Here is a 23,473-nt window from a genome sequence, read left to right on the forward strand (position 1 = left end):
GCGAATGGTATGACTGCTGTGGACGGATCCAAGGGCTGCAGCAGCCGTGAATGGTGATTGGGACATGTGCGAAGAACTCCATGAAAGTCGATACGTTTGAAACGAAGCTCCATGGGCATCGGCATGCGCGGGTTCACGCTCCCCTTTTGTCGCGAAGGCGGTGGCTCGAAGACGCGTCGATCTGCATGCCGTAGATCGTACGCAGTTGGGCAATCAGCGCCAGCGTGTCTTTGGAGAAAGGCTGCTTGCCTTCCAGCGCGTGCAGCAGCACGCCTTCGAGAAGTTCGCCGAGCGTCATGTCCTTGTGCTCGGCCAGGGCCTTGAGCACCTTGACGAGTTGCTTCTCCAGCCGCACCCCGGTCTGTATGCGCTCGACGGGGATGGTGGGTGTGCTGTCTTCGGGATTTGGGGGCATGGTGAACGCAGTGCATCGGATTTACCAAGGTACCAGTGTACCAAATAAGGCACATACTGCACTTCAGCCGACATCTAGGGAGGCTGGTCACCCGCAATGGTCCAATAGGCTTGTTCCGGTTCAACCACGGCTGGTGAATGCCAATGACCCCCTGCCCGCCGAATCTTGACCTGCACAAACTCGACGGAGTTGAGCGGGCGCCACCCGCCCGTGCACGCCCTACCGTCCACCAGCGCATTCATCGCCAGAGGGTACTTCTGCAACGCGGCCATCTGCGCCACATGGAGTGGCGCCAGGTTGGCACCGCCACCGGACGTGGGATTGGCAAGGCAGATCGTGCGCACCGGACCTATCGTGCATGCACCTGCTCCACATACAACCCCAGCCACGACAACCTCCCAGACACTTCAACCGTGCCACCGGCCGGCGGCATGGCACCTTCCAGGCGCCGATGCAGGCAGATCCTGAAGGAAGTTGCACCCTGGAGTTCGAATGTCGCAGTGTGGTTGCACCCCCGTCGTGCGTGACGCTGCTCGACGGACGTCACCTGGACCTCCACGCGGGCAGGCGAGCCAAAGGTCCACCCCAGCAGCGCGGCCCAGCCCCAGGGTGCTGTCGCCACCATGCAGGCACTGAGAACCACCCACGCAGGGTACGCAACCAGCCAACGCCCGGCCCAGCTGCGTGCACGGGGTTCCTGCGCCTGGGCAATCCGCGCCGCAATGAACCAGATGGCCGCAAACACCGGCAGCAAGCCAAGAAAAAGCAGCCACGCCAGCGGGCCGTAGGCGACCTCGCCAAACCATATGAATTGATGCGCCAGGGACAGCCCGAGGACCGTGCCGATCACTGTGTAGGCAACGACCAGCAGCACCGGAACCCGGTATTTGCGCGCGAGCGTCCAGCGCCTGGGCTCTTTGGCCGGCGCATCGAAGTTCCATGGCCTGCGATTCCTTTGCGCCGCCTCCCGCGCCTTCATGTCGCGCACCTGGGCTTCGCCAATCGCCAGCAACCGCGCCTCGATGTGGGCTGTTTCCTGTTCGTCCGGATTCACCCCTCGCCCGGGCCTTGCGCGCTCCAGGCCAGGCGGATCGGCGGCATCGCCCTTAGCACCATGGGGCGCATCGCCGATCTGGGTCTTCGGTGGTTTCAGGGCCGTGGCACGCTCACTTGGCATGGATTTCTCGCACATACAGCCCCAACCCCGAAACGCGCCCATACACCGCCACCGTGTCCCCGGCACCCGGCGCCTTCGCGGCCAGGCGCTCCTCCACGCAGATGCGCGCAACCGTTCCACGGAACTCCAGGCGGGCGTGCTGGCCGCAGGGCACATAGTTGCGCAGCGGTTCGATCGAGAGCACACGGGCTTCCACGCGCGCAGGCGTGCCGGCCATCCAGCCCAGGTAGGCAAGCCATCCCCAGGGCGCAGCGGCCACCGCTACCGCGCACAGCAGGGCCAGGAGGGGGTACGCGATCACCGTGCGAAAAAATACCCCAGGGAGTGGGTCTGCCAGCTGGGGCATCACCCGTTCGAGCCGGCACAACACCACGACGAAGACCGGCACCAGCACACCCACCATCCACGGCATGGCAGCGCGCAGGGCGGTGTTGCCGAAGAACAGGAATCCCCCACCCATGGCCCATTCGAAATAGAGGCCGCCCAACACGAAGACGAACGCCGCCACGGCAGGCACCGCGAACCTGCAGGGCAGCAGGATTCTGGCGCGTTCCTGTTCTCGCTGCAGTCGGGCCAGCCGCAGGTGCCGTGCCCGCAGCGACTGGATGGCACCCATGCCTTTGCGCACTTCGCCCAACACCCGCGCTTCACGCCGGTTCTGCGCAGCCGCCAGCTCCTCGGGGGTCTGCCTTCGCCTTGGCCCACTGGGCTCACTTCGCATGCACCGCCCCCACATGCAACCCCCAGCGCGAGACCAGCCCGGCCACCACCACGGTATCGCCCGCGCGCGGCATCACGCCCGTCACGGCGGTGTTCATGCACACCCTGCCCGTGCTGCCGCGAAACTCCAGGCGGGCGTACTGGTTGCAGCTGCTCGAGATGCGCGGTGCCTCCACCGACACCACGAGCGCATCCACGCGCGCAGGCTTGCCCACCAGTTCGCCCAGGTAGGCGGCCCAGCCCCATGGGGCGGCACCCAGCGCTGCGGCGGTCAGCAAGGCGGCGATTGGGTATACGACCATCTGCCGCACGAACCAGGTGGGCATCTGCTGCACCCACCAGGGCGCCAGCACCTCCGTACGGCACAGTGCCCAGTACCACAGCGGGGCCGCGGCCAGCACCAGCCAGGGGGTGGCGGCGCGCAGGGTGGCGTGACCGGAGACGAGGAAATGGTCGCCCTGTGCCATCTCGAAGAGGGCACCGCCAAAGACGAAGACGAGCAGGGCCACGAAGACCACGGCCAGCCCGTAGGGCACGAACAGGTGTGCGGCAGGCTGGTTGCGCAGCAGTTGCTCGCGCCGCTGCTGGGCCTGCCGCATCCGTGCGCGGCGCTCCTGGTCTTTTTGCTTTTGCACCTGGCCCTGCACACGCGACTGGGCACGCTGCTGGGCGGCGGCCAGCTCTTCGCGGCTGCGGCGGCGCTGTGGGGGTGCATCGGTTGCACGGGCGGTGCTGCCGGGTGTGGCAGCGCCCGTTGCGTAGGCGGCTGGCAGCGCAGGGGCCAGGCCTTCGGGGTGGCGGTGGTCTCTCATGGTGTCATTTTTTATGGCTCGAAACTCCCTCGCAGCCATCGTAAGCGCAGCCCTTGAATCGGCAAATTTCGCGTTTGCCATGCAGGTTGTGGGTGCTTTGGGCCGCCCTCAAGACAAGGGAGCAAGCGCATGCAGCCCATGTGCCCAGGCACCGCACAACAGAGCCTGCAGCATTCCTGTTTGTCACGTACCATGGCACGCCCTGCCGCAACTGTTTTTGACCGAAAAGGAGCTGGACCACCATGTGCGATTCGAATGACGACCTCCACAAGTACACCCGCCGCGACTTCACCGCGTGGGCTGCGTCGGCCGGTTTGCTCACCGCCTTGCCTGCGGTGGCCAACGCTGCAGCGGTGGCCGAGCGTGAGGTGACCATCACCACGCCAGACGGAAGCTGCGATGCCTACTTCGTCGCGCCGACCTCGGGCCCGGCCCCTGGTGTGCTGGTGTGGCCCGACATCTTCGGCCTGCGCCCGGCTTTCAGGCAGATGGGCAAGCGCCTGGCAGAGTCGGGCTACAGCGTGCTTGTCGTCAACCCTTTTTACCGGCAGAAGAAGGCGCCTACCGCAGCACAGGGCGGCCAGACGCCGATTGCCGAAGTGATGCCGCTGATGCAGGCCCTGACGCCCGCCATGCACTTGAGCGACGGCAAGACCTTCGTGACGTGGCTCGACGCCCAGGCCGAGGTGGACAAGGCGCGCAAGATCGGCACCACCGGCTACTGCATGGGCGGGCCGATTGCGGTGCGCACGGCCATGGTGGCTTCGGGCCGCGTCGGTGCGGTGGCCAGCTTCCATGGCGCCGCCATGGTGACGCCAGCGGCTGACAGCCCCCATCGGCTGGTGGCACAGACCAAGGCGCAGTACCTCATTGCGATTGCCGAGAACGACGATACCAAGGACCCCGAGGCCAAGGCCAGCCTGCGCACCGCGTTCGACAGCGCCAAGCTGCAGGCCGAGGTGGAGGTCTACCCCGCCGCCCACGGCTGGTGCCCGTCCGACTCGCGGGTCTACGACGCCGCCCAGGCAGACCGCGCCTGGGCGCGCCTGCTCGCCAACTTCGGCAAGGCACTGGCCTGATACCGGGCTGGACGCATGCATCCCGGGCGCTGCAGCGTCCGGGCATGCATGTGCCGGGCTGCCGCACGCCCCTTGGCTCTCTCACTCCCGCCCGCGAAACGACCGGAACAGCATCCACACGCTCACCGCCATGCCCACCATGGGGATGGCCGCTACCACCGCCACTGCGGCGCGCGCGGCAGGCGGCCAATCGAAGTCGCGCCCCGTGCGCCAGGCGCCGAAGGCGGCGATCAGGCCCATCACGGCCATGCCCGTGCGAAAGCTCGCACCCTCCTTGAAGAACAGGATCAGCAGCACCACGTTGGCCGCGCCAATGAGCAGGGCCAGGTGGCCCAGGTGCAGGGAAAAGGTGGTGCGCTGGTAGCTGCGGTCGCGCTCCGGCATGCGGTCGTCGTCATCCTCGCCATCGTCCTGCGCCAGTTGGCCGCGTGATCGGCCTGGTGCCGGGCTTTGAGGGGATGCGGCAGCGGCCGGTGGGGTTGGCGCGCCGCCCGTGCGGCCCCAGTCCGTGCCGGACAGCCCGGCCGCTGCGGCAGCGCCGACACCAGCCACCACAGCGGCGCCCGCTGCACCCCTCGGGGGGGCGCCGATGCCGCCCGCGCCTGCCTGCAGCCCTTTCTCGCGCAGCACGGCGCGCAGGCGGCCCGGCTCGCGCAGGGCGGCCACCAGCGCGCGCACGGGGCCCTGCTCATGGGGCGCAATCTTCAGATCGTCCACCCGCATGGTGGTGCCGCGCGTGTTGGCCAGCATGAACAGCGCCTTGGCGACCTGCTTGTCCCTGGGGCCGCCAGTGCCGTTCTCGATGGCAACCCCCAGGTTGTAGGTACCGTCGGCATGGCCGGCCTCGGCCGCCTGGGCATACCAGTCGCGGGCCTGGGCCAGGTTCACCAGGCCGCCGTCGCGGCCGTGCTCGTCCAGCGTGCCCATGTAGAACGCCGCATGCGGGTTGCCCTCGCGGGCGAACCAGCCCACCAGGTCACGCAGCACCGATCCGGTCCACACCACCGGGGCCGTGGCGGGCGCCGAAGGTGCCATGGGCGCCAGGCTCAGGCCGCCGGGGGATTCGGCCTCTTCCTTCGCCTGCCGCAGCTTTTGCTCCTGCTGCCACTGGTCCCTGGCTGCAGCGTTCCATTTGGCGGCCTCGGCCATGTCCACCGGGCCGCCCCAGCCCCGCTCGTGCATCAGTGCCAGCAGGCGCTTGGCGGGCTCATGGTCCCAGTCCACGGCGCGCTGGCACCAATAGCGGGCGTTCTCGTAGCTGGGCTCCTCCCAGCCGATCACCGACTCCAGCGCGGTGTAGAAGGCCGCCAGCTCGTGGCCCATCGATGCCGCAGCCTTCATGCCATCCGCGGCCTCGATGCGCTTTCGGGTGTACAGCAGCATCTGCTCGTTGTGCACATAGGCATCGTCCACCGCCTTGCGCTCGCCATCCACGATCGTGAGCAGCATGGCGCCAGATGCGGACTTGAGGCGCGCCATCAAGGTCTGTATGCGCCCTTTGGCCTCGACGGGAAAGCGCTCGTAGAAGGCCTGCGCGTCCTGCCGGGTCGGCGCATCGTGCGCGCCCAGCAGCTGCAGCGCGGCCGCCAGGTCAAAGTGCCGGCGCTGGCCCATGGTGCCAAAGCGCAGCGCGCGGCCCATGGCGTACAGGGCGTGCAGGTTGCCGCGCGCGGCGTGGGCGCGGTACTCGGCCCAGGCCGTGGCGTCGTCGCCGGCCTTGCGGGCCTGCTCGGCGCGCTTGAGCTGCAGGTCCGGCTCCTCGGGCACATCGCCATTGCCCAGGTAGTGCACGCCGCTTTGCGGGTCGTACAGGTTCAGGCCCAGCCGGGTGGCCTGCGCCCAGGCAAACTCGAAGGCATCGTCCCAGTGTTCGGTACGGGTGTTGATGCCAAAGCCGAGCGTGGCGTCTTCGGTGACGCCGTCTTCGCTGCCGTCCAGCCACACGTCCATCGCTTCGGGGTAGCGCTCCTGCAGCGCCCGGCCCCACACCAGAAATCGGGGGTTCTGTCCCGGCGGCGGGGTGGCGAACACGCGCTCGAACTGCGCGTCGGCATCCGCCTTGGTCGTGGGCCACGGCCAATCGGCAGGTTTTTCCCAGAGTTGCAGCGTGTAACTCATCCTCGGTGCCCTCCCCAGGCTCAGCGGTGTTTGTCGCGGATTTTAGGGCGAGACCGCAAGGTCTTGTGGAGTGCTGAAAGGCCAGCCGTCGCGGGCCGGCAACGCCACCGGGCGCAGCGCCGGCCCCCTGCAAAGGCCTGTTTTGCCGCATTTCGTTACATCGACCCTGTGATCGCGGCCACATGTGCTGCGGGCCCTGCGTTCCTAGAATGGCCGAAAACACATTGAGAGGTTGAGGACCATGGACGTCAGACACACCCCGATGCTTGCATCGCGGCTGGTGCGCAAGGCACTGGCCATCGCAGCGCTGCTCCTGCCCGCTGCCTTCACACCATCGACCTCCACGGCCACCACGATCAGCGTGGGCCACAGCCACGGTTGCTCGGTGTCCGACACCCACCAGCCCACCTGCTGGGGCAGCCTGCCCATACAGGACCAGGCGCCTGACACGGTGCTCGACGTACGGGCCGGGCGCGATTTCAGCTGCGCCCTGATGGCGGGCCGCACCGTGCGCTGCTGGGGCAACAACGATTTCTCGCAGCTGGGCGTCAACTCCCCATCCTCCGCCGGCCCGAGCGTAGGAGGCCTGTGGCGCATCACGCAGCTGGCCGTAGGCGCAACGCATGCCTGCGCCCTGCTCGACACCCAGGCCTACTGCTGGGGTGACGGCAGCCGAGGGCAATTGGGTGCCGGCGGTGCTGCCAGCTCGGCGGCGCCCATCGCGGTGGAAGGGTTGTCCAAGGCCGTGCACCTCGCGGCGGGCCAGGGCGCCACGTGCGTGGTGCAGTGGGACGCCAAGGTCGCCTGCGTCGGCCTGGGCAGCGAGCTCTCCGGCGGCCTCGATGAGCCCCGCGTGGCACGCACCGTGCCCGGTATCACCGATGCACGCGAGGTTGCACTCTTCGACGGCCATGCCTGCGTGCTGCGCGCCGGGGGCAAGGTGTCGTGCTGGGGGCAAAACAGCCATGGCCAGTTGGGCATACCGGCCGGTGGCGACATCCAACGCAGCCCGGTCGAGGTGACGAACCTGGGCGCTGCGGCCAAGGCCGTCACCGTGGGCAACGGCTTCAGCTGCGCCCTGCTGGTCAACGGCACTGTGAAGTGCTGGGGCAACAACGCCAACGGCCAGCTGGGCACGGCCCTGGGGGGTGCCGCCACCGGGCTGGTCACCGGCATCACCACCGCCACCGCCCTCAGCGCCGGGCAGACAGCGGCCTGCGTGGCCTTGCAGGGTGGCTACGTGCAGTGCTGGGGCCAGGGCGCGGGTTGGGGCAACGGCATCTGCGGCACACTGGGCGGCACCTACCCGGAGCACCCCGCTTCGTGGGGGCCCATCGTCGACATCGCCATCTGCCGTCCGCCTGGCTCGTTCGCGCCCCTGGCCATCAAGGCCCTGGGCGTGGCCAGCGACGCAGGCCAGGTGCTGGACTGGGCTGAGAAAGCCATGCCCGGCACCTTCCAGGCCCAGGCGTCCAGTGATCCCGATCCAGGCAATACCCAGTTCTACCTGCGCCAGTACCCGGGCGGGCACACGCTGGGCGTCAACGCCCACGGCACACCGCACCTGCTGTACCTGGGGCCCATCAGCGAGGGCCGGCTGCTCGACTTGGGCCCGCTCGACCGGTGGCTGAGCGAGGCGCGCCAGGAAGAAGGCACCAAGAGCGGCATGCAGTTGCAGGCCGCGCCCTACCTCAACCTCATGCCTGGTGTCGCCTTCATAGACAGGATCCCCAGCCCGTGCAGCTACTTCCTGGTGCCCTTTGCCATTCGCGGCGGCGCGAACGGCCTACCCAAAGGGCTGGTCGCCACCAGCGTGCGGGTGCAGAACACCAGCGGCACGAGCATGGAGTTCCCCATCCGTGGCCTGGGCCAGTATGCGAGCGAGCGCCTCATCACCGAGACGGACTGGGTCACGCAGCGCTTCCTCCAACCGGGCCAGGCGATGCCGGCCGGTATGAAGCTGGAGACGGTGCTGAGCGACATCGCCGAAGGCTGCCCCGTGGCCGTGCGCCCGGACGACGAGGTGGGTGTGACGGTTCTCTACTCCCTGGGCGGCCGCAAGGGGCAACTGCGCACGCGGGCCAAGGTGGGGGCGGCGTACTGAGTTGCACGCCCCTGCGCACAGCGCTCTGCAGCATCAACGTCCACCATCCCGACATCTTTGCCCCGGCGCGTTTGCGCTTTCCCGCCTTCAAGGACCATGACCATGCACAGCACAACCAGCGCGCCGCGGCTTCTCCAGAAAATGGTGCTCCTAACCGCAGCGCTGCTGCTGTCCGCGGCCTTTGCGCCAACGGTGGCCATGGCCACCACTGTGAGCATGGGCACCAGCCACGGCTGCTCGGCGGCGGACACCCACAAAATCACCTGCTGGGGCAGCCTGGCCGCCCCTGACTTCGGCCCCTATTCGATCAAGGATGTGAAGGTGGGGCGTGACTTCAGCTGCGCCCTGCTGACCAATGCATCGGTCAAGTGCTGGGGGAGCAACGATCTACAGCAACTGGGCGGGCCACCCGTGCCCGAGACCGTCGCGCGCTACTACAACGCCGACGCCATTGCCGTGGGCGCAACGCATGCGTGCTTTCGCTTTGTCACGCGCATCTCGTGCTGGGGCGATGGAAGCCAGGGGCAACTCGGCAGGCACGTGCAGACCCAGATAGGCACGGAAACAGCGGTGGATGGCCTGTCGGACGTGCGGCACGTAGCGGCTGGTCATGGCAGCACCTGCGTGGCCCGGCTGGACGGCAAGGTGGTCTGCGTGGGCGCCGGCAGCGGGCTTGCGGGGGCTGCTGACGACCCGCGCCAGCCGCGCACCGTGCCGGGCATCAGCGATGCGCTGGAGGTATCGCTTTTCGATGGCCACGCCTGCGTGCTGCGATGGGGCGGCAAGGTTTCCTGCTGGGGCAACAACCGCTATGGAGAACTGGGCGTGCCGGCAGGCAGCGGCCCGCTGACCACGCCGGTCGAGGTGACAGGCCTTGCCGCCGCCGCCAAGGCCGTGGCGGTGGGCAACGGCTATACCTGCGCCTTGCTGGTGAACGGCACCGTGTCCTGCTGGGGCAACAATGCCAATGGGCAGTTGGGCACGGGCCTCGCCGGAGGCACTGCCGGCCAGGTCACGGGCATCACGGACGCCACGGCCATCAGCGCGGGCAGAACAGCCGCCTGCGCCGTGCTCGAAGGCGGGTACGTGCAGTGCTGGGGCGAAGGCGCCGGCTGGAACAGCGCCCCCTGCCGCATGACCACCAGCTTCTACCCCGGCGTGCCCGCCACCTACAACCCACCCCCCGATCTGGCCATCTGCCTGCCCCAGGGCTCTGCAGCGCCCATGGCGGTGCAGGGGCTGGGCCCTGTGCACGACGCGGCGCTGGTGCTGGACTGGGCAGAAAAGACGATGCCGCAGACCTTTGCGCCGCAGGCAGCCCAGGTGCCCGCGCACATCGACGGCCCCTACTACCTGCGCGAGTACCCCGGCGGCCACAAGCTCGCCGTCAACGGCCACGGAACTCCGCACCTGATGTACCTGGGGCCGGAAAGCGGCGGGCGGCTGCTTGACCTGGGGCCGCTGAGCCAATGGGTGTTCCAGGCGAGCCGGGACGCGGGCATCGCCAGCGGCATGCAGCTACAGGCTGGCCCCTACGTCGACCTGATGCCCGGTTCGGGCCCCTGCTGGGAGATGATCGTCCCCCATGCCATCCGGGGCGGAGCACAAGGCCTGCCCGATGGACTGGTCACCACCGCCGTGCGCATCGAGAGCGGGGGGCAGTCCATGGAGTTTCCGATCCGAGAGCGGCACCGCTTCACCGTGCTGACCACGGCGACAAACTGGCTCTCACAGCAGAGCTTGCAACCAGGCCAGCCGGTTCCCCCAGGGATGAAGCAGGAGCCCATCTACTACGGCGCAGCAGAGGGATGCCCCACCATCGGCACCTCGGGCGAGGTGGATGTCATTGTCTTCTACACCCTCGGGCAGAAAAAGGGCCTGCTGCGCGCCAAGGCGAAAGTCGGCTCTGCCGCGTAGACTGCATCACACCACCGACACCGACGCAGCAGCCCCCTGCGCCGCCGTACCCAGCACCGGCGGCATGGTCACAATCGACCGCAAATCCGGCACCGCCCGCCGCAGCGCCGCCAGATCCGGCCGGGGCCGGCGCAGCTCGGGCTTGGCCGCAAACGCCCGCTCCAGCGCCAGCGATGCCCCCAGCACCTGGTGGTCCTGCCTAAAACCACCCACGATCTGCAGGCCAAACGGCATGCCCGCATGGTCCACGCCGCAGGGCAGCGACAGCGCCGGGTGCGTCATCAGCGTGACCACATAGGTCAGGCTCAGCCAGCGGTAGTAGGTCGCCTGCTGCTCGCCGTTGATGACATCGGCATACAGCTGTGTCCACGCGAAAGGCGACACGGGTGTGGTGGGCGACAGGACCAGGTCGTAATCGGCAAACGTGCGCTGCGTGGCCTGGATGATGCGCGTCTGCTCGGCCTGGGCCCAGGCGCTGTCGAGCAGGCTCATGCGCTTGCCCATCTCGTAGTTGGCGCGGGTGTTGGGGCCCAGGCTGTCGGGGTCGCGGTCGTAGGCGGCCTGCATGCCGGCGACGAAGGCCTCGGCGCGCAGCACGTCGAAGCAGCGGTGGGTGTCGCCCAGGTCGAATTGTACCTCGTCGCAGCTGCGGAACAGGTGCCTCATGGCCGCAATCTTGGTGCGGAAGGTGGCGCGTATGCCCTCATCCACCGCGCAGGTGCCGAAGTCTTCGGTGTAGGCCACGCGCAAGCGGCCCAGGTCCACCTCGGGCGGGGTGAGGAAGCTCAGCGCATCGAGCGGGTAGCTCAGCGGGTCGCCCGCCTGCATGCCGGCCGATGCGGCCAGTTGCAGGCAGGCGTCTTCCACCGTGCGGCCCATGGGGCCGACCACCGAGATGGGGGTCCACCCCAGCGGCTTGCGCACGCTGGGCACCACGCCGGGCGATGGCCGAAAACCCACCACCCCGCACTTGGCTGCGGGGATGCGCAGAGAGCCCCCGGTATCGGACCCCGTGCACACCGGCAGCAGGTCACACGCCAGCGCGGCCGCCGAGCCGCCCGAGGAGCCCCCGGCATTGAGGTTGGGGTTGAACGGGTTGCCCGTGGCGCCCCACACCGTGTTGCGCGAATTGGCGCCCGCGCCAAGCTCGGGCACATTGGTCTTGCCCGCCACGATGGCACCGGCCCGGCGCAGGCGCGCCACGAGCTCGATGTCCTGCGTGGGCACATGGTCGCGGTAGATGGCCGAGCCCCAGGTGGTGAGCAGGCCCTCGGTGGGCTCCAGGTCCTTCACGCCCAGCGGCAGGCCGTGCAGCAGGCCCAGGGGCGCAGTGCCATCCACCACGGCCTGCTCGGCCGCGCGTGCCTCGGTGCGGGCGCGGTCGAAGCAGGTGGCGGTGACGGCGTTCACGAAGGGGTTGATGCGCTCGATGCGGTCGATGCAGGCCTCGAGCAGCTCCACGGGCGAGATCTCCTTGCGCCCGATGAGCCGGCGCAGCGCCACGGCGGATTGCTCCACCAGCGCGTCGCCGGGGCGGCTGGTGGTGTCGGGGCGGTCGGATGGGGTGGCGGTGGAAGAAGCGATGTCTGGCATGTTGTCTCGGCAATGTTGTTCAGGGCACCGTGCGCTGCGCGCACAGCGCGGGGATCAGTCGGCAGTGATGTTGGAACGGGCTGCCACGGCGCGCATGGCGGGCAATTCGCGCTGGATCAATTCGCTGGCCGCAGCGCCGCTGCTGAACGCCGGCTCCATGCCCTGGGCAGTCAGCTTGGCCTTGGTCTCGGGGTCGGCCACGGTGGTGGCCAGGGCCTTCTCCAGCTTGGCGCGCACCTCGGGCGGCAGGCCCCTGGGGGCGGCCACCACCAGCCAGGTGTCCAGGTTGATGTCGGGGTAGCCGGCCTCGGCCAGCGTGGGCACGTTGGGCAGCAGCGGCGAGCGCTTGGCGGTGGTGACGGCAATGGCCTTGATCTTGCCGGTCTTGAGCTGCGGGATGGCGGCGCTCACCGTGTCCACGGTGAAGGGCACCTGCCCGCCCATCAGGTCCGTCATGGCCGGGGCGCTGCCCTTGTAGGGGATGTGCGCCATCTTCAGCCCCGTGGCCTGCAAGATGGTCTCGCCCGCGAAGTGCGCCGTGGTGCCGCTGCCGAACGATCCGTACGAATACTTGCCCGGCGCTGCCTTCACGTAGTCGACGAACTGCTTGACGCTTTGCACCGGCACCTCCTGGTTGGCCAGCAATATCAGCCCCGTGCGGCCCGAGATGCCGATGGGCTCGAAGCCCTTGACCGGGTCGTACGGCAGGTTGCTGCGGATGGCCGGGTTCACCGTGAAGGTGGTGCCCGAGCTCATGAGCAGCGTGTACCCGTCCGCCGGCGCCTTGCTCACGTAGCTGGCGCCGATGATGGTGCCCGCGCCCGCGCGGTTCTCGATCACGATGGGCTGGCCCAGCGCCTGGCCCATGCGCAGCGCGATCACCCGGCCCAGCACATCGGTGGCGCCACCCGGCGGGAAGGGGATCACCAGCGTGATGGGCTTGGTGGGGAATGTGGTTTCGGCCGCCTTCGCGGGGGCACTGAACGCAGCCAGCGCGGCCACGCTGGCCAGGCCGGCGAACAGCATGGCGTGCAGGCGGTGGGCGCGCGCAGGGTTGGATCGGAGAGCAGACAGCGGCATCGGTGTTTTCATGAACAGCATTCCTGAAAGAGAGGTCGGTTGGTCGTCAGCGTCACATCCACGCCATGCAGCCATGGTAGGAGGCGGTATTGAATGCAACAAGCGCAATGTTTAGAATTGTCGATTGCCGAAAAAGCAATTGAACCAGATGCCCCCTGAGTCGCTTCGCGCCTTCCCCCTCAGGGGGACGCCCCCAGTGCGGCGGGGCGGCCCTTGCACGGGGGCACTGGCTCTGGCCGCGCCAGTTGCATGGGCTGCGGGCAACGCATAGCGCGATAGATAACTGAACCGACAGGAAACCCCATGGCCAGCCACATCCTGCAAGAGACCGCCGTCCGCTACTTCCTCGAAGTGGTGCGCGCCGGCTCCGTGAAAGACGCCGCCCTGCGCCTGAACGTGGCCCCCTCGGCCGTAAGCCGGCAGGTGGCGCGCCTGGAGCGCGAGATGGACACCCTGCTCTTCGAGCGCCAGGCGCGCGGCATGGTGCCCAATGCGGCAGGCGAGCTGCTGGCCGCGCACGCCAAGCGCGTGCAGCAAGACAACGAGCGTGTGCTCAGCGACATATCCGCCCTGCGCGGCCTGCGCAAGGGCTTTGTGCGCGTGGCCAGCGCGGCCGGCTTTGCCTACGACCTGCTGCCCACGCTGATCGCGCGCTTTGGCGAAACGTATGAGGGCATTCGCTTCCACCTGGAGATGTGCGCCCAGGGCGACGTGCCGGGCCGCATTCGCGACGGCGAGGCCGACATCGGCATCACCCTGAGCGGCCTGCCCGAGCCCGGCATCAAGCTCGAGCTGCGCCACCCCTGCCCGGTGCTGGCCGTCATGTCGCGCCGCCACCCGCTGGCCGCGCAGCGCCAGCTATCGCTCAGCCAGGTGGTGGCCTACCCGCTGGCCCTGCCCACGCCGGTCAGCTCCATCCGCCAGTTGCTGGACACCAGCTGCAGCCGCCAGGGCCTGCAGTACGCCACCGCCATCACCAGCAACCACGCCGACTCGCTGGTGAGCTACGCCGCCACCGCGCTCGAATCCATCGCCTTCTACGGCGAACTCTCGGTGCGCACCCGCCTGCAGTCGCTGGAGCTGGTGGCCATTGCCCTGCGCGACCGCGAGATGAACGAGCGCTACCTGGAGGTGCAGACCCTGGCCGGCCGCGCCCTCCCCGCCGCAGGCAAGGCCTTCGTGCAGTTCCTCACCGAGCACATCAGGGCCGGGTAGCGGCGGGCGGGCGGGCGGGTGGGTGGGGGTTGGCCCCCCGCCCTGCTGCATATATGCCGGCACTCCCCAGCGGCTGATCCGCGCGCCAGAGTGGTCTCGTACCACCAACCTCCGCGCGGAGCCCTTTCCATGAACCTGTACGAACTGGCCTCGCAAGACGAGGCCTGGGGCGCTTTCACCCTCGATGACAGCACCACGCCCTGGTCCGCCTGGCCTGCGGACCCGCCCGCCTCCATGCCGCCCGGCCCAGTACCTCTTGACGCAGCCCTGGAGGCTGCCGCCCGCGAATACGGGGTGGACGCCGACGTGCTGCGCGCGCTGGGCCCTGGCGGCTCGGTCGATTCCATTTTCGACACCGCAGCCTCGCTGCGCTCGCGCCTGGAGGCCTTCGATGGCGACTACGCCCAGGCCCTGGCCTCCTACCGCCGGGAAGAAGAGGGCAACGCTGGCGATGCCTTGGCGGCACCGGCCGCTGCACCCCTCTCGCCCCCAACGCAGGCCGATGCGCAGGTGCCCGCCCCGGGGCCAGCACCGGCCCCCTCGGCACGGCCCCGGCCCGCGCGGCCCCAGGCAAGCACGCCCGTGCCGGGGGCGCCGCAACCGCAAGCCGCAAGGCCAGACCAGCCCCCTGCCCCGCCAGACGGCAGGCTGGGCGCCGCCGACGACCCGCGCAGCCTGCTGTACCGCCAGGCCCCGGCGACGCAGAAGCCTTTCGTGGATGAGGTGAAGAGCCAGCTGGCGTCGGGTGCGAAGACCCTGGCCTGGATGCTGCCGGGCATCGGCGCCGCCGCACGATGGGTGGCCACCCAGCCCGAGGCCACCGCCGGCAAGGCCACGCCAGCCAGCGTTGGCAGCGTGCTGGAACGCGCCGCACCGCCTGCGGACTTGCCCAGCGCCAGCTTCGCCCCGGTGCGGCCCGAGGTGCGCCAGGCCTTTGGCAACGCATGGAACGCAGCCAACCCTGAAGACCGCCAGCGCATGCAGTCCATGCCAGGATGGCAGGGCCAACTCGCACGTGAGAGGGCCGCGCAGTTCGCGCGGGCAGACGAAGGCGCCCTGTCGCGCTCGCCCACCGCAACCCTGCTCGATACCCGCGCCGAAGGCCGCACCAAGGCACTGATCGCCAAGGGCGAGCACCCCGACTTCGCGCGGCGCGCGGCCAGTGAAGGCGCAGCCGCAGGCGTCGCACCGGGGCAAGAGATCAAGGCCCTTGGCGGCACGGTGCAGCCTTCCACCTACGACTTCGACACCAAGAACCTGTTCGACCCCGACCGCCCCGCCAACCTGCTCAACAACGCAGTGGTGCGCGGCGTCGCCAAAGGCGGGCTGGGCCTGGGCAAGGGTGTGGTGGGCTTGAGCCAGGCCATCGAAGACCTGACCGGCGCAGACGATGCAACCCGGCAACGCACCGCAGACCGCGCCACCTCATTGCGCGGCATGGAGCAGGCCATTGGCGAGCGCGGCACGCACCTGCAGTGCAACTTCGAAGGTGCCGTCAGTTCCATCACCCAGCAGTTGCCCATGCTGGTCGCGGGCAGCTTCGTACCGTCGCAGTTGCTCAGCATGGGCGGCATAGCGGTGCAATCGTTCGGGCAGGAGTACAGCGACGGCAAGTCGCGCGGGCTCGACCCGCAGCAGGCGGCCGGGCGCGCAGGCGCATTCGCCGCCTTCGAGGTGATCGGCGAGAAGTTCGGCTTCAAGGGCAACATGGGGGCCATCCGCAAGGCCACCGCCGGCATGCACGGGGATGCGCTGGCGGGCTTTCTGGCCAACCTGGTCAAAAAGGAAATCCCCGGCGAGGTGCTCACCACCACCGGCCAGTTCGCCGTGGACAAATGGGCCCCCTCCGGCATGGCGCTGAACCCGAACGCCACGCTGGGCGACTACGTCCAACAGCTGGGCGACACCATCACCCAGACCGTGATGCAGGGCGCAATGATGAGCGGGGGACGGCGCGTGCTGGGAGGTGGTGTGACGCAGCCCGCACCGCGCGTACAGGACCAATCCACCGCACCGCACGCACCCCAGGCCGGTGAAGGGACCTATGAGGGAGGCACCGGCAACACCACCGCCCCCACTCCAGCGCCCTCATCAGGCTCCACGGCACCAGCAACGGGCTACCACGGCGAGCCCGTGCCCAACACCACCCAATGGTCGGACGTAGCCGCCGCCGACAAGAAAGCCCGAGCCGAAGCCGAGATACTGCGCCAGGCCGAGGCCCTGCCGGCACAGGATGCTGCAACCGGCGCGGCGACCACACCAAGCCCTGCCGCCCCATCGGCCACGCCCACGATGCCCATGCCGGCATCGACGGACGGCAACAGCAGCGGCACACAGCAAGGCGCCAACGCCTTGCCGCACGGACAGGTCAACAGCGACGCAGATCAGGCAGAGACAGCCACCCAGGCAAGCGCCGCCGATCCCGCAACCAATGCACCCGGCACCCCAGCTCCGGCCCCAACGCCTTCCGCTGCGAACGCTGAAGCCGATGCCAGCGCCGCAGCCACAGACATAGCGCCAGCCACTACCCAGCACGGCTCGGCCCACCACACGGCAACGGCACAGGTCCAGCCCCCGGCCTCCGCCCCCATAGACGCACAGGTCCAGGCCCTTGACTCCGGCATGCTCGTCATCGGCGGCGATCAGGCCACCATCCTGGCGCACCTGCAAGCAGGCGGCGTGCGCGGTGCCGAGCCATTCGCGGGCGTGACCGTGGTGCCCGTCGACCAGGCGGCACTGGCGCAACGGGTGCTCAGCCGCCCACTCGCCGTCACGGCTGGCCCGCAGGTGGGGAGCGGGTCTCAGCGCGCATCGGCAACGGCCACCCTGCCACAGGCCAGAGCCGCCTCGCGGTTCGCGCCCGCAGACCCTCGAGGTGGAGCGCCAACGGCTGGCAGCTCCAAGGAGGGCTCCAGCGATGTGGGCGCCGGCGCCTCACGCACAGAGCATGGCTCACCGGCGAATGGGGGAGCATTTCAGCCTGCGCCAGTCATGCAGATGCAGCGCGACGGCACGCTGATGGTCAAAGGCGACCCCGCACAGTTGCAGGAGCGCCTGCGACAAGGCGGCGTGGACCGCGTGCTGCGGCGCAAAGGCGGCGTGGTTGTCGGGCTCGATCAGGTGGACAAGGCGCGGCAGTTGCTGGGCGGCCTGCAGCCCGCGCAACCTCACAATCCTGCACCCAGCCAAGGCAAGCTCGTTGCAGAGAGCTACCGCAGCGGCTACAGTAGTGTCAATGGACGCGTTCAAGAACCAACCCAGCCCGACGATGGACTCGGACCCACTCAAGGCGACGCCCGAGCGGCCGGCGATGGTGCTTTGCGGCGGGGTGGTGGAGCACCCTTACCGCATCGGACCGCCTCTCTCGTGGGAGTCGGATTTGCCGGGCGAATGGAGCCAGCCGACGACCAAGGGAGCAGCCAGGGGATTCTGCGGCGGGATGGAAGAACATCCCTACCACGTAGGACCGCCGCTCTCGTGGGACTTGGAATCGCCGAGCGAATCGAACGCTCCGGCAGCCAATCCCTCCTTGGCGAGCAAGTAGACAGCCCGCAACGCCTGGCCGAGCTGGCCCAGGTGTATCGCGATCCCCGGTTCGAGACGTTCCGGGTTTTCTTTGTCAAGGACGGCGTGGTGGTGCATGCCACCGGCGTTAGTTCCCGCATGCCTGGCACAGCGCCCATGGCTCCTGCTGGCGTCAGCGAGCAAGAGTATGTGAACCAGATGCGCGACATCAAGCAGAAGACTGGGGCGGACTCTTACTACCTGCTGCACAACCATCCGTCGGGCAATCCCACGCCCAGCCCTGAGGACGTTGGACTCACACGCATGCTGGGGGCGCATGTCCCGGGTCTCGTGGCTCACGTTGTCATCAACAGCAACAAATACGCCGTGATCGACGCTGCGAACCAAGGCAGAGAACCTGCCGACATGGTGCGCTACCAAGACTTCGGCGAGGACAGGCTGCTCAAGGCCAGCAAGCCCATGGCGGTATTGGGCGAAAAGATGGCTGGGCCAGACGACCTTGCCATCGTGGGCAAGTCCATGCAGCGGCCAGGCTGGATCACGCTCATCGGCACCGGCGCGGATGGCAAGGTGCGCGCGATCTCCGAGGCCCCAGCCAGCATCCTCACGCGCAACTATCCCTACCTCGCGGCCACCGTGCGCCGCTTCATGCGCCAGTCAGGCTCGGGCAGCGTTTTCGCGGTAGGCGACGCGGGCGACATAGGGTCCAAGCCTGTGCGCGATGCACTGGCCGCCGGCATCCTGCATGACGCGCTGCCCGATGCAGGGCGCACACTGCACCAGCAGGGCGTGCATACGGGCGGCACAGGCTTCTCGCTGACCCGGGGGCGCCGGGTCGCCGAGGGCGAACCTGGGTCGAGCGCCCCAAGCGCCGTGAGCATGCACACGCAGCGCGACGGCACGCTGATGGTCAAGGGCGACCCCGTACAGCTGCAGGAGCACCTGCGCCAAGGCGGCGTGGAGCGCGTGCTGCGGCGCGAGGGCGGCGTGGTTGTCGGGCTCGACCAAGTGGGCAAGGCGCGGCAGTTGCTGCAGCAGCCGCCGCCACGCACCTCGGCCTCGGCGGACCACTCTCTGCCCTCCCCCCTGTCGGGCCAGCAGTTCAGCCGCAACGCATCAGCAAGCAAAGCCGAAGATGGACCTTCGCCTGCCAGCCGCTACAGCACCCGTTCAACGCTCCCCAAGGCGGAGCTTTCGCTTGAACGCATCGACCAGGTGATCCAGGAGACTCTTGCGGGGGTTGCTGGTGCGCCACCAGTCAAGGCCGTGGGCAGCCCCGGAGATATCGAACTCGTCGTGCCTGCGGAAGTAATGGCATCGGGCATTACCCTCGGGAGTGGGGATATCTATGTGTTCCAGTCGGGCGTGGGCTCGGACCTGGACGTGCGGCTGGTCGTTTTCCATGAACTGCTCCATCGGGGTGTGCGCTTTCTGGTGCCACGCGCGCAGTACGTGCAGACCATGCTGGACCTGGCGGCAAGCGACACGCGGGTTCAGCAGTATGCCAATGAGTGGAAGCGCACTGGCATCGTGCCGCAACAGCGTGAGCAACTGGCGCGCCTTGGATACACAGGCAGTGAACTGCAAGGGCAGTTGGAGGCGATGGCCATTGAGGAAGGCTTGGCACGGATATCCGAGGAGCTGAATGTCGATTTGAGCATGGGAACGCGCTGGAAGCCATCGCGCATCCGAGCACTGGCGCAATGGTTGGCCACCGTGGCTGACAAGGCAGGCATGGCCAAGCTGGCGCGGGCCATAAGAGCCATGACCTACAACGAGGCCGAGCGCTTTGTGATGCGGGCAATCGAGCATGCGGGGCGCAAGGATGGCGATGCCCAAGGCAACAGCCAAGCCCGGTTCAACACCACATCCGCACACCAGTCGCAGGGATCGGGTGCAGCCGGTGCAGGTACGTTGCAGTTCTCTCGAACTGCAGCGACCAAAACTGCCTACGAGGCCCGAATCGATGCATTGTTTGCGGGAGCGCCAGCAAACAGAATCGGCGTCACTGTTCTGGACTCGTCTGACATGCTGGGTTTGCTTGGATACGCGGCAACACCACTGTACTTGCAGGAAAGCAAAGTCTTGCAAGGACAGTTCAAGCATCCCCACATGACTGCTGCTGAGTGGATGAAGGTACCGCAATGGCTGGAAAGCCCAGCTGCGGTTTTTGATTCGGATACCGTTGCAGGAAGGCTGGTGGTGGTCGCCCCAGAGACAGTGCAAGGTTCGCATGTACTCATGGTCGTAGAGCCTGACGCGGAAATCGGCTCCGCGGCGCTGCGACTGCATTTACTGGTCAACGCATACGACAAGGACGACGGGCCGCCGCCCTATGGCCGCTGGTTGAGGGACGGACTGGCGCGGTATGTCGACCAAAAAAAGTTCCCGACCATCTTGGCGCAGGCTGGGCTCCGATTGCCCAGTACGGCGGTCCAAAACAAGCCGGGAACGCGACGGATTTTATCGGAAAAGCACTTGGCTGGCTACCGCCGCGCACAAGGCGAAGGCCCTGGCGCGCGTCCAGGCGCCCACACCAGCCAGGGCCTGCCCTCCCAGCCCGCCACCGTGCAGTCCGTAAAGGCTGCCGTGGCCAAGCTCACGAACAGCATGGGCCTGCTGGCAGAGGGTCGTGGCCGCGTGGTGGTGGCCACCTCAGCAGATATCCAGGCGCACTGGGAGCCTCTGGTCGGCGAAGTCGATCTGGGGTCGCCGGTTTCGGGCTTGGCACAAGGTTTCTACGACCCCAACAGCAAGACCGTCTTCCTCATCGCCGATCACATCGAAGCCGGCCAGGAGATGGCCGTGGCCGCGCATGAGCTGGTGCACAAGCATGGCAAGGCGGTGCTGGGAGAACAAGGATGGAAGCAACTGCACGAGGTGATCGGCAGTTGGGCGAACAGGCCCAAAGGGAGCCTGGAGCGCCGGGTCTACGACGAAGCCATGGCACGCGTGCAAGCTTCGCGTCCAGACAGTGCAGAGCCGGGCACCTACAGCAGCGAAGAACTGTTTCCCTACGCCGTGCAGGTGGCGATGGAGCTGGGCGTGCAACCTACGGCGCTCATGCCAGCCAACTCGGTGCAGGGCTGGTTGGCGCGGGTGCGGGCATCGCTGCAGGCCTTGCTGGGCAAGCTGACCGGGAATCCGCAGGCTTTCGATGGGCAGGACCTGGTGGATTTGGCGTTTGGCATTGCGCAGCGGGAACGCTCCACACGCGACGATACTTCTGGTGCCGCAACTGACCTTGTGCATGGAACGGCCCAACGCACTGCCTTGTTGTTCAGCCGAACCCGTGTGCCGAAGGTGCGCGAAGCATCAACCTTCAGCGAAGCACGCGAGGCGGTTAAGCAATTTCAGGGCAAAGAGCTAACCAACGAGTCCACTGGCCTCAAGGCAGTGGTATCGCGCAATTCACTCGACAAGATGCTCAGCGGCAAGGCGGTGGCCAAGTCCGAGACACCCGCTACGCATGCCATGGCCGTAGCCAATGCGGACAGCTTGTTTGAGCATGCAATCCTGGGTTGGAGCAAGCAGGACCGAAGTGACGACGTGAACATTCGGGCAGTTCACCGCTTCTTCGCACACATGCAGGTGAATGGACGCTCAAAGCTGGTCAAGCTGACCGTTAAGGAAACGGGGCAAGAAGGACGGGCCAACACACTGTACACAGTGGAGGCGGTGGAACTCAACGAGCATGTGCCCAGCGCCCAGTGGTTGGAAGCTGCAGCCCGCGAGGACGGGCTGGAATTGAACACAAAAGATCCCCAGCGGGGGGAGTGGGTTGGCGAGATAGCCGATCCACGAAAGACCGACCCTAGAACAACCCTCTATGGGGTGCAGCTCCCGGCTCGCGCCGTGAACCACTCCGCTGGGGACCTGTTCAGTTTAGCCCAGGAGATAGAGCGGCGCAATGCGCGTGGGGACGCTGCCGGTGATGCGACGCCTCGGTTCAGCACACGCAGCAATGACCAGGGCCCAGGCCTATCGCTTGAACAGGTGCAGCAACTTGTGCAGCAGGCTTTGTCGGGCCTCCGGAACCCGCCACCAGTCGATGTCGTGCTGCGGGCCGCTGACCTGGGGATAGTCGCGCCGGAAGGTGCAATGGGTGTATGGACGGGGAATCGGCTTGCCATCGTCGTCGAGAATCATCGGCAGGTCATACAGGTTCGAGAGACGGTTTTTCATGAGCTGTTCCATGCGGGGCTGCGCAACATCTTGCCCCGGCGTGATTATGTGCAGGCCATGCTCGATCTGGCAAAGCGCGACGCCAGAGTGCACCAGTACGCGATGGACTGGAAGAAGGACGCTCCTGAAGCGGCGATGCAGCTACAAGCCCTGCGCGATGCCGGGTTCGCCGGCAGCGAGCTGACAGCGCAGTACGAAGCCCTGGCCATCGAGGAAGGCCTGGCCGTGGTGGCCGAGGAACTGCGCGGGCGCATGCAGGCAGGCTTGCGTCTCGGAGAGCAGGTGCGAGTGCTTGCGGGTTGGCTGGCCAGCGTTGCCGACCGCATGGGCATGAACCGCCTGGCAGATGCCATCCGGGCGATGACCTACAGCGAGGCCGAGCGCTTTGTGATCCGCGCCATCGACCACGCGGGAGCGGCAAGCGGCGAGATGGAGAACTCTGGCCGGGCACGGTTCAGCACCCGCCGCGCACAAGCTCCGCAAGCCGGTGCTGCAACTTTTTTCGCGCAGCCAACCGACTCAGTGCAGATGCAAATCCAGCGCGACGGCACGCTGATGGTCCGAGGCGATCCCACACAGCTGCAGGAGCGCCTGCGCCAAGGCGGCGTGGACCGCGTGCTGCGGCGCAAAGGCGGCGTGGTCGTCGGGCTTGACCAGGTACACAAGGCGCGGCAGTTGCTGCGGCAGCCGCCAAGCGCCCCAGCCTGGGCAGGCCCCTCCCTGCCCTCCCGCCCCTCCCTGTCGGGCCAGCAGTTCAGCCGCAGCGCACCGCCTTCGCCTGACCGCACCTCGCGGTCCAGAGGCTTGCCCGCCAAGCCCGCCACCGAGCAGTCCGTGCGCGCCGCAGTGACCAGGCTCACCAACAGCATGGGCCTGCTCGCCGAGGGTCGCGGCCGCTTGGTGGTTGCCACCTCAGAGGACATCAAGGCGCATTGGGAGCCCCTGATCGGCGAAGTCGACATGGGCTCGCAAGACACCGGTCTGGCCCAGGGGTTCTTCGACCCCAACACCGACACCGTCTTCATCATCGCCGACCACATCGAAGCCGGCCAGGAGATGGCAGTGGCCGCGCACGAACTGGTGCACAAGCATGGCAAGGCAGTGCTGGGCGAAGCGAGGTGGAGGCAACTGCACGAAGTGATCGGCAGTTGGGCGAACAGGCCTGAGGGGAGCCTGGAGCGGCGGGTCTACGACGAGGCCGCAGCGCGCGTGCAGGGTTCGCGGCCGGCCGGAGCGGATGAGACCAGCTACAGCAGAGAAGAACTCTTCCCCTATGCCGTGCAGGTTGCGATGGAGCTGGGCGAGCAGCCTACGGCGCTGATGCCGGCCAACTCGGTGCAGGGTTGGCTGGCGCGGGTGCGGGCATCGCTGCAGACCGTGCTCGGCAAGCTGACCGGGAATCCGCAGGCTTTTGATGGGCAGGACCTGGTGGATTTGGCGTTTGGCATTGCGCAGCGGGAGCGCGCTACGGCAGTCAAAAGGAAAGGAAAATCATTCAAAAAATATCGAGGCATACAAAAATTGAGACGGTGA

General features: G+C 67.6%; 12 protein-coding genes. 5 read left to right on the forward strand and 7 right to left on the reverse strand.

Going from position 1 to position 23,473, the window contains the following annotated elements; genetic code table 11:
- Window positions 1-133 precede the first annotated feature (133 nt).
- The 4 genes from ACSQ9E_RS15265 to ACSQ9E_RS15280 form a co-directional block, all read right to left on the reverse strand.
- A complete protein-coding gene (locus ACSQ9E_RS15265) occupies window positions 134-415 on the reverse strand; it encodes a hypothetical protein (protein ID WP_057203402.1) in 282 nt (93 codons plus the stop codon).
- 349 nt (window positions 416-764) lie between these two features.
- The gene (locus ACSQ9E_RS15270; protein WP_436218343.1) at window positions 765-1,592 is read right to left on the reverse strand and encodes a hypothetical protein; all 828 of its coding nucleotides are present in this window, start codon (window positions 1,590-1,592) and stop codon (window positions 765-767) included.
- Window positions 1,582-2,313, reverse strand: a complete 732-nt coding sequence (locus ACSQ9E_RS15275) for a hypothetical protein (protein WP_436218344.1) — start codon at window positions 2,311-2,313, stop codon at window positions 1,582-1,584. The genes ACSQ9E_RS15270 and ACSQ9E_RS15275 overlap by 11 nt, the downstream gene beginning before the upstream one ends.
- Window positions 2,303-3,124, reverse strand: coding sequence for a hypothetical protein (locus ACSQ9E_RS15280; RefSeq protein ID WP_436218345.1), 822 nt, complete (start codon window positions 3,122-3,124; stop codon window positions 2,303-2,305). Before ACSQ9E_RS15280 ends, ACSQ9E_RS15275 begins: the two co-directional genes overlap by 11 nt.
- A 242-nt stretch (window positions 3,125-3,366) precedes the next feature.
- On the opposite strand from ACSQ9E_RS15280, the gene ACSQ9E_RS15285 reads away from it, so the two are divergent.
- On the forward strand, window positions 3,367-4,203 hold the full coding sequence (locus ACSQ9E_RS15285) for a dienelactone hydrolase family protein (protein ID WP_436218346.1): 837 nt from the start codon (window positions 3,367-3,369) through the stop codon (window positions 4,201-4,203).
- An 81-nt stretch (window positions 4,204-4,284) separates the two neighbouring features.
- Here the strand turns inward: ACSQ9E_RS15285 and ACSQ9E_RS15290 are convergent, their stop codons facing one another.
- Window positions 4,285-6,321 carry a tetratricopeptide repeat protein gene (locus ACSQ9E_RS15290; RefSeq protein ID WP_436218347.1) on the reverse strand — a complete coding sequence of 679 codons (2,037 nt, stop codon included), beginning with the start codon at window positions 6,319-6,321 and terminating at the stop codon, window positions 4,285-4,287.
- 241 nt (window positions 6,322-6,562) lie between these two features.
- On the opposite strand from ACSQ9E_RS15290, the gene ACSQ9E_RS15295 reads away from it, so the two are divergent.
- Entirely contained in the window at window positions 6,563-8,425 is a 1,863-nt protein-coding gene (locus tag ACSQ9E_RS15295) for an RCC1 domain-containing protein (RefSeq protein WP_436218348.1), read from the forward strand.
- A gap of 102 nt (window positions 8,426-8,527) precedes the next feature.
- A complete protein-coding gene (locus ACSQ9E_RS15300; protein WP_436218349.1) occupies window positions 8,528-10,342 on the forward strand; it encodes an RCC1 domain-containing protein in 1,815 nt (604 codons plus the stop codon).
- 6 nt (window positions 10,343-10,348) lie between these two features.
- On the opposite strand, the gene ACSQ9E_RS15305 is transcribed toward ACSQ9E_RS15300, so the two are convergent.
- Both ACSQ9E_RS15305 and ACSQ9E_RS15310 read right to left on the reverse strand, forming a co-directional pair.
- Window positions 10,349-11,935 carry an amidase gene (locus tag ACSQ9E_RS15305; protein ID WP_436218350.1) on the reverse strand — a complete coding sequence of 529 codons (1,587 nt, stop codon included), beginning with the start codon at window positions 11,933-11,935 and terminating at the stop codon, window positions 10,349-10,351.
- A gap of 54 nt (window positions 11,936-11,989) precedes the next feature.
- A complete protein-coding gene (locus ACSQ9E_RS15310) occupies window positions 11,990-12,961 on the reverse strand; it encodes a Bug family tripartite tricarboxylate transporter substrate binding protein (protein WP_057203450.1) in 972 nt (323 codons plus the stop codon).
- Window positions 12,962-13,318: 357 nt separating this feature from the next.
- Here ACSQ9E_RS15310 and ACSQ9E_RS15315 point away from each other — a divergent pair, with 357 nt between their 5' ends.
- Entirely contained in the window at window positions 13,319-14,230 is a 912-nt protein-coding gene (locus ACSQ9E_RS15315) for a LysR family transcriptional regulator (RefSeq protein ID WP_057268249.1), read from the forward strand.
- 798 nt (window positions 14,231-15,028) lie between these two features.
- Window positions 15,029-23,473: a JAB domain-containing protein gene (locus tag ACSQ9E_RS15320; RefSeq protein ID WP_436218351.1), complete on the forward strand. Its 8,445-nt coding sequence runs from the start codon at window positions 15,029-15,031 to the stop codon at window positions 23,471-23,473.

Origin of the sequence: Acidovorax sp. LjRoot118, from assembly GCF_964253575.1 — a bacterium.
GTDB lineage: Bacteria > Pseudomonadota > Gammaproteobacteria > Burkholderiales > Burkholderiaceae_C > Acidovorax.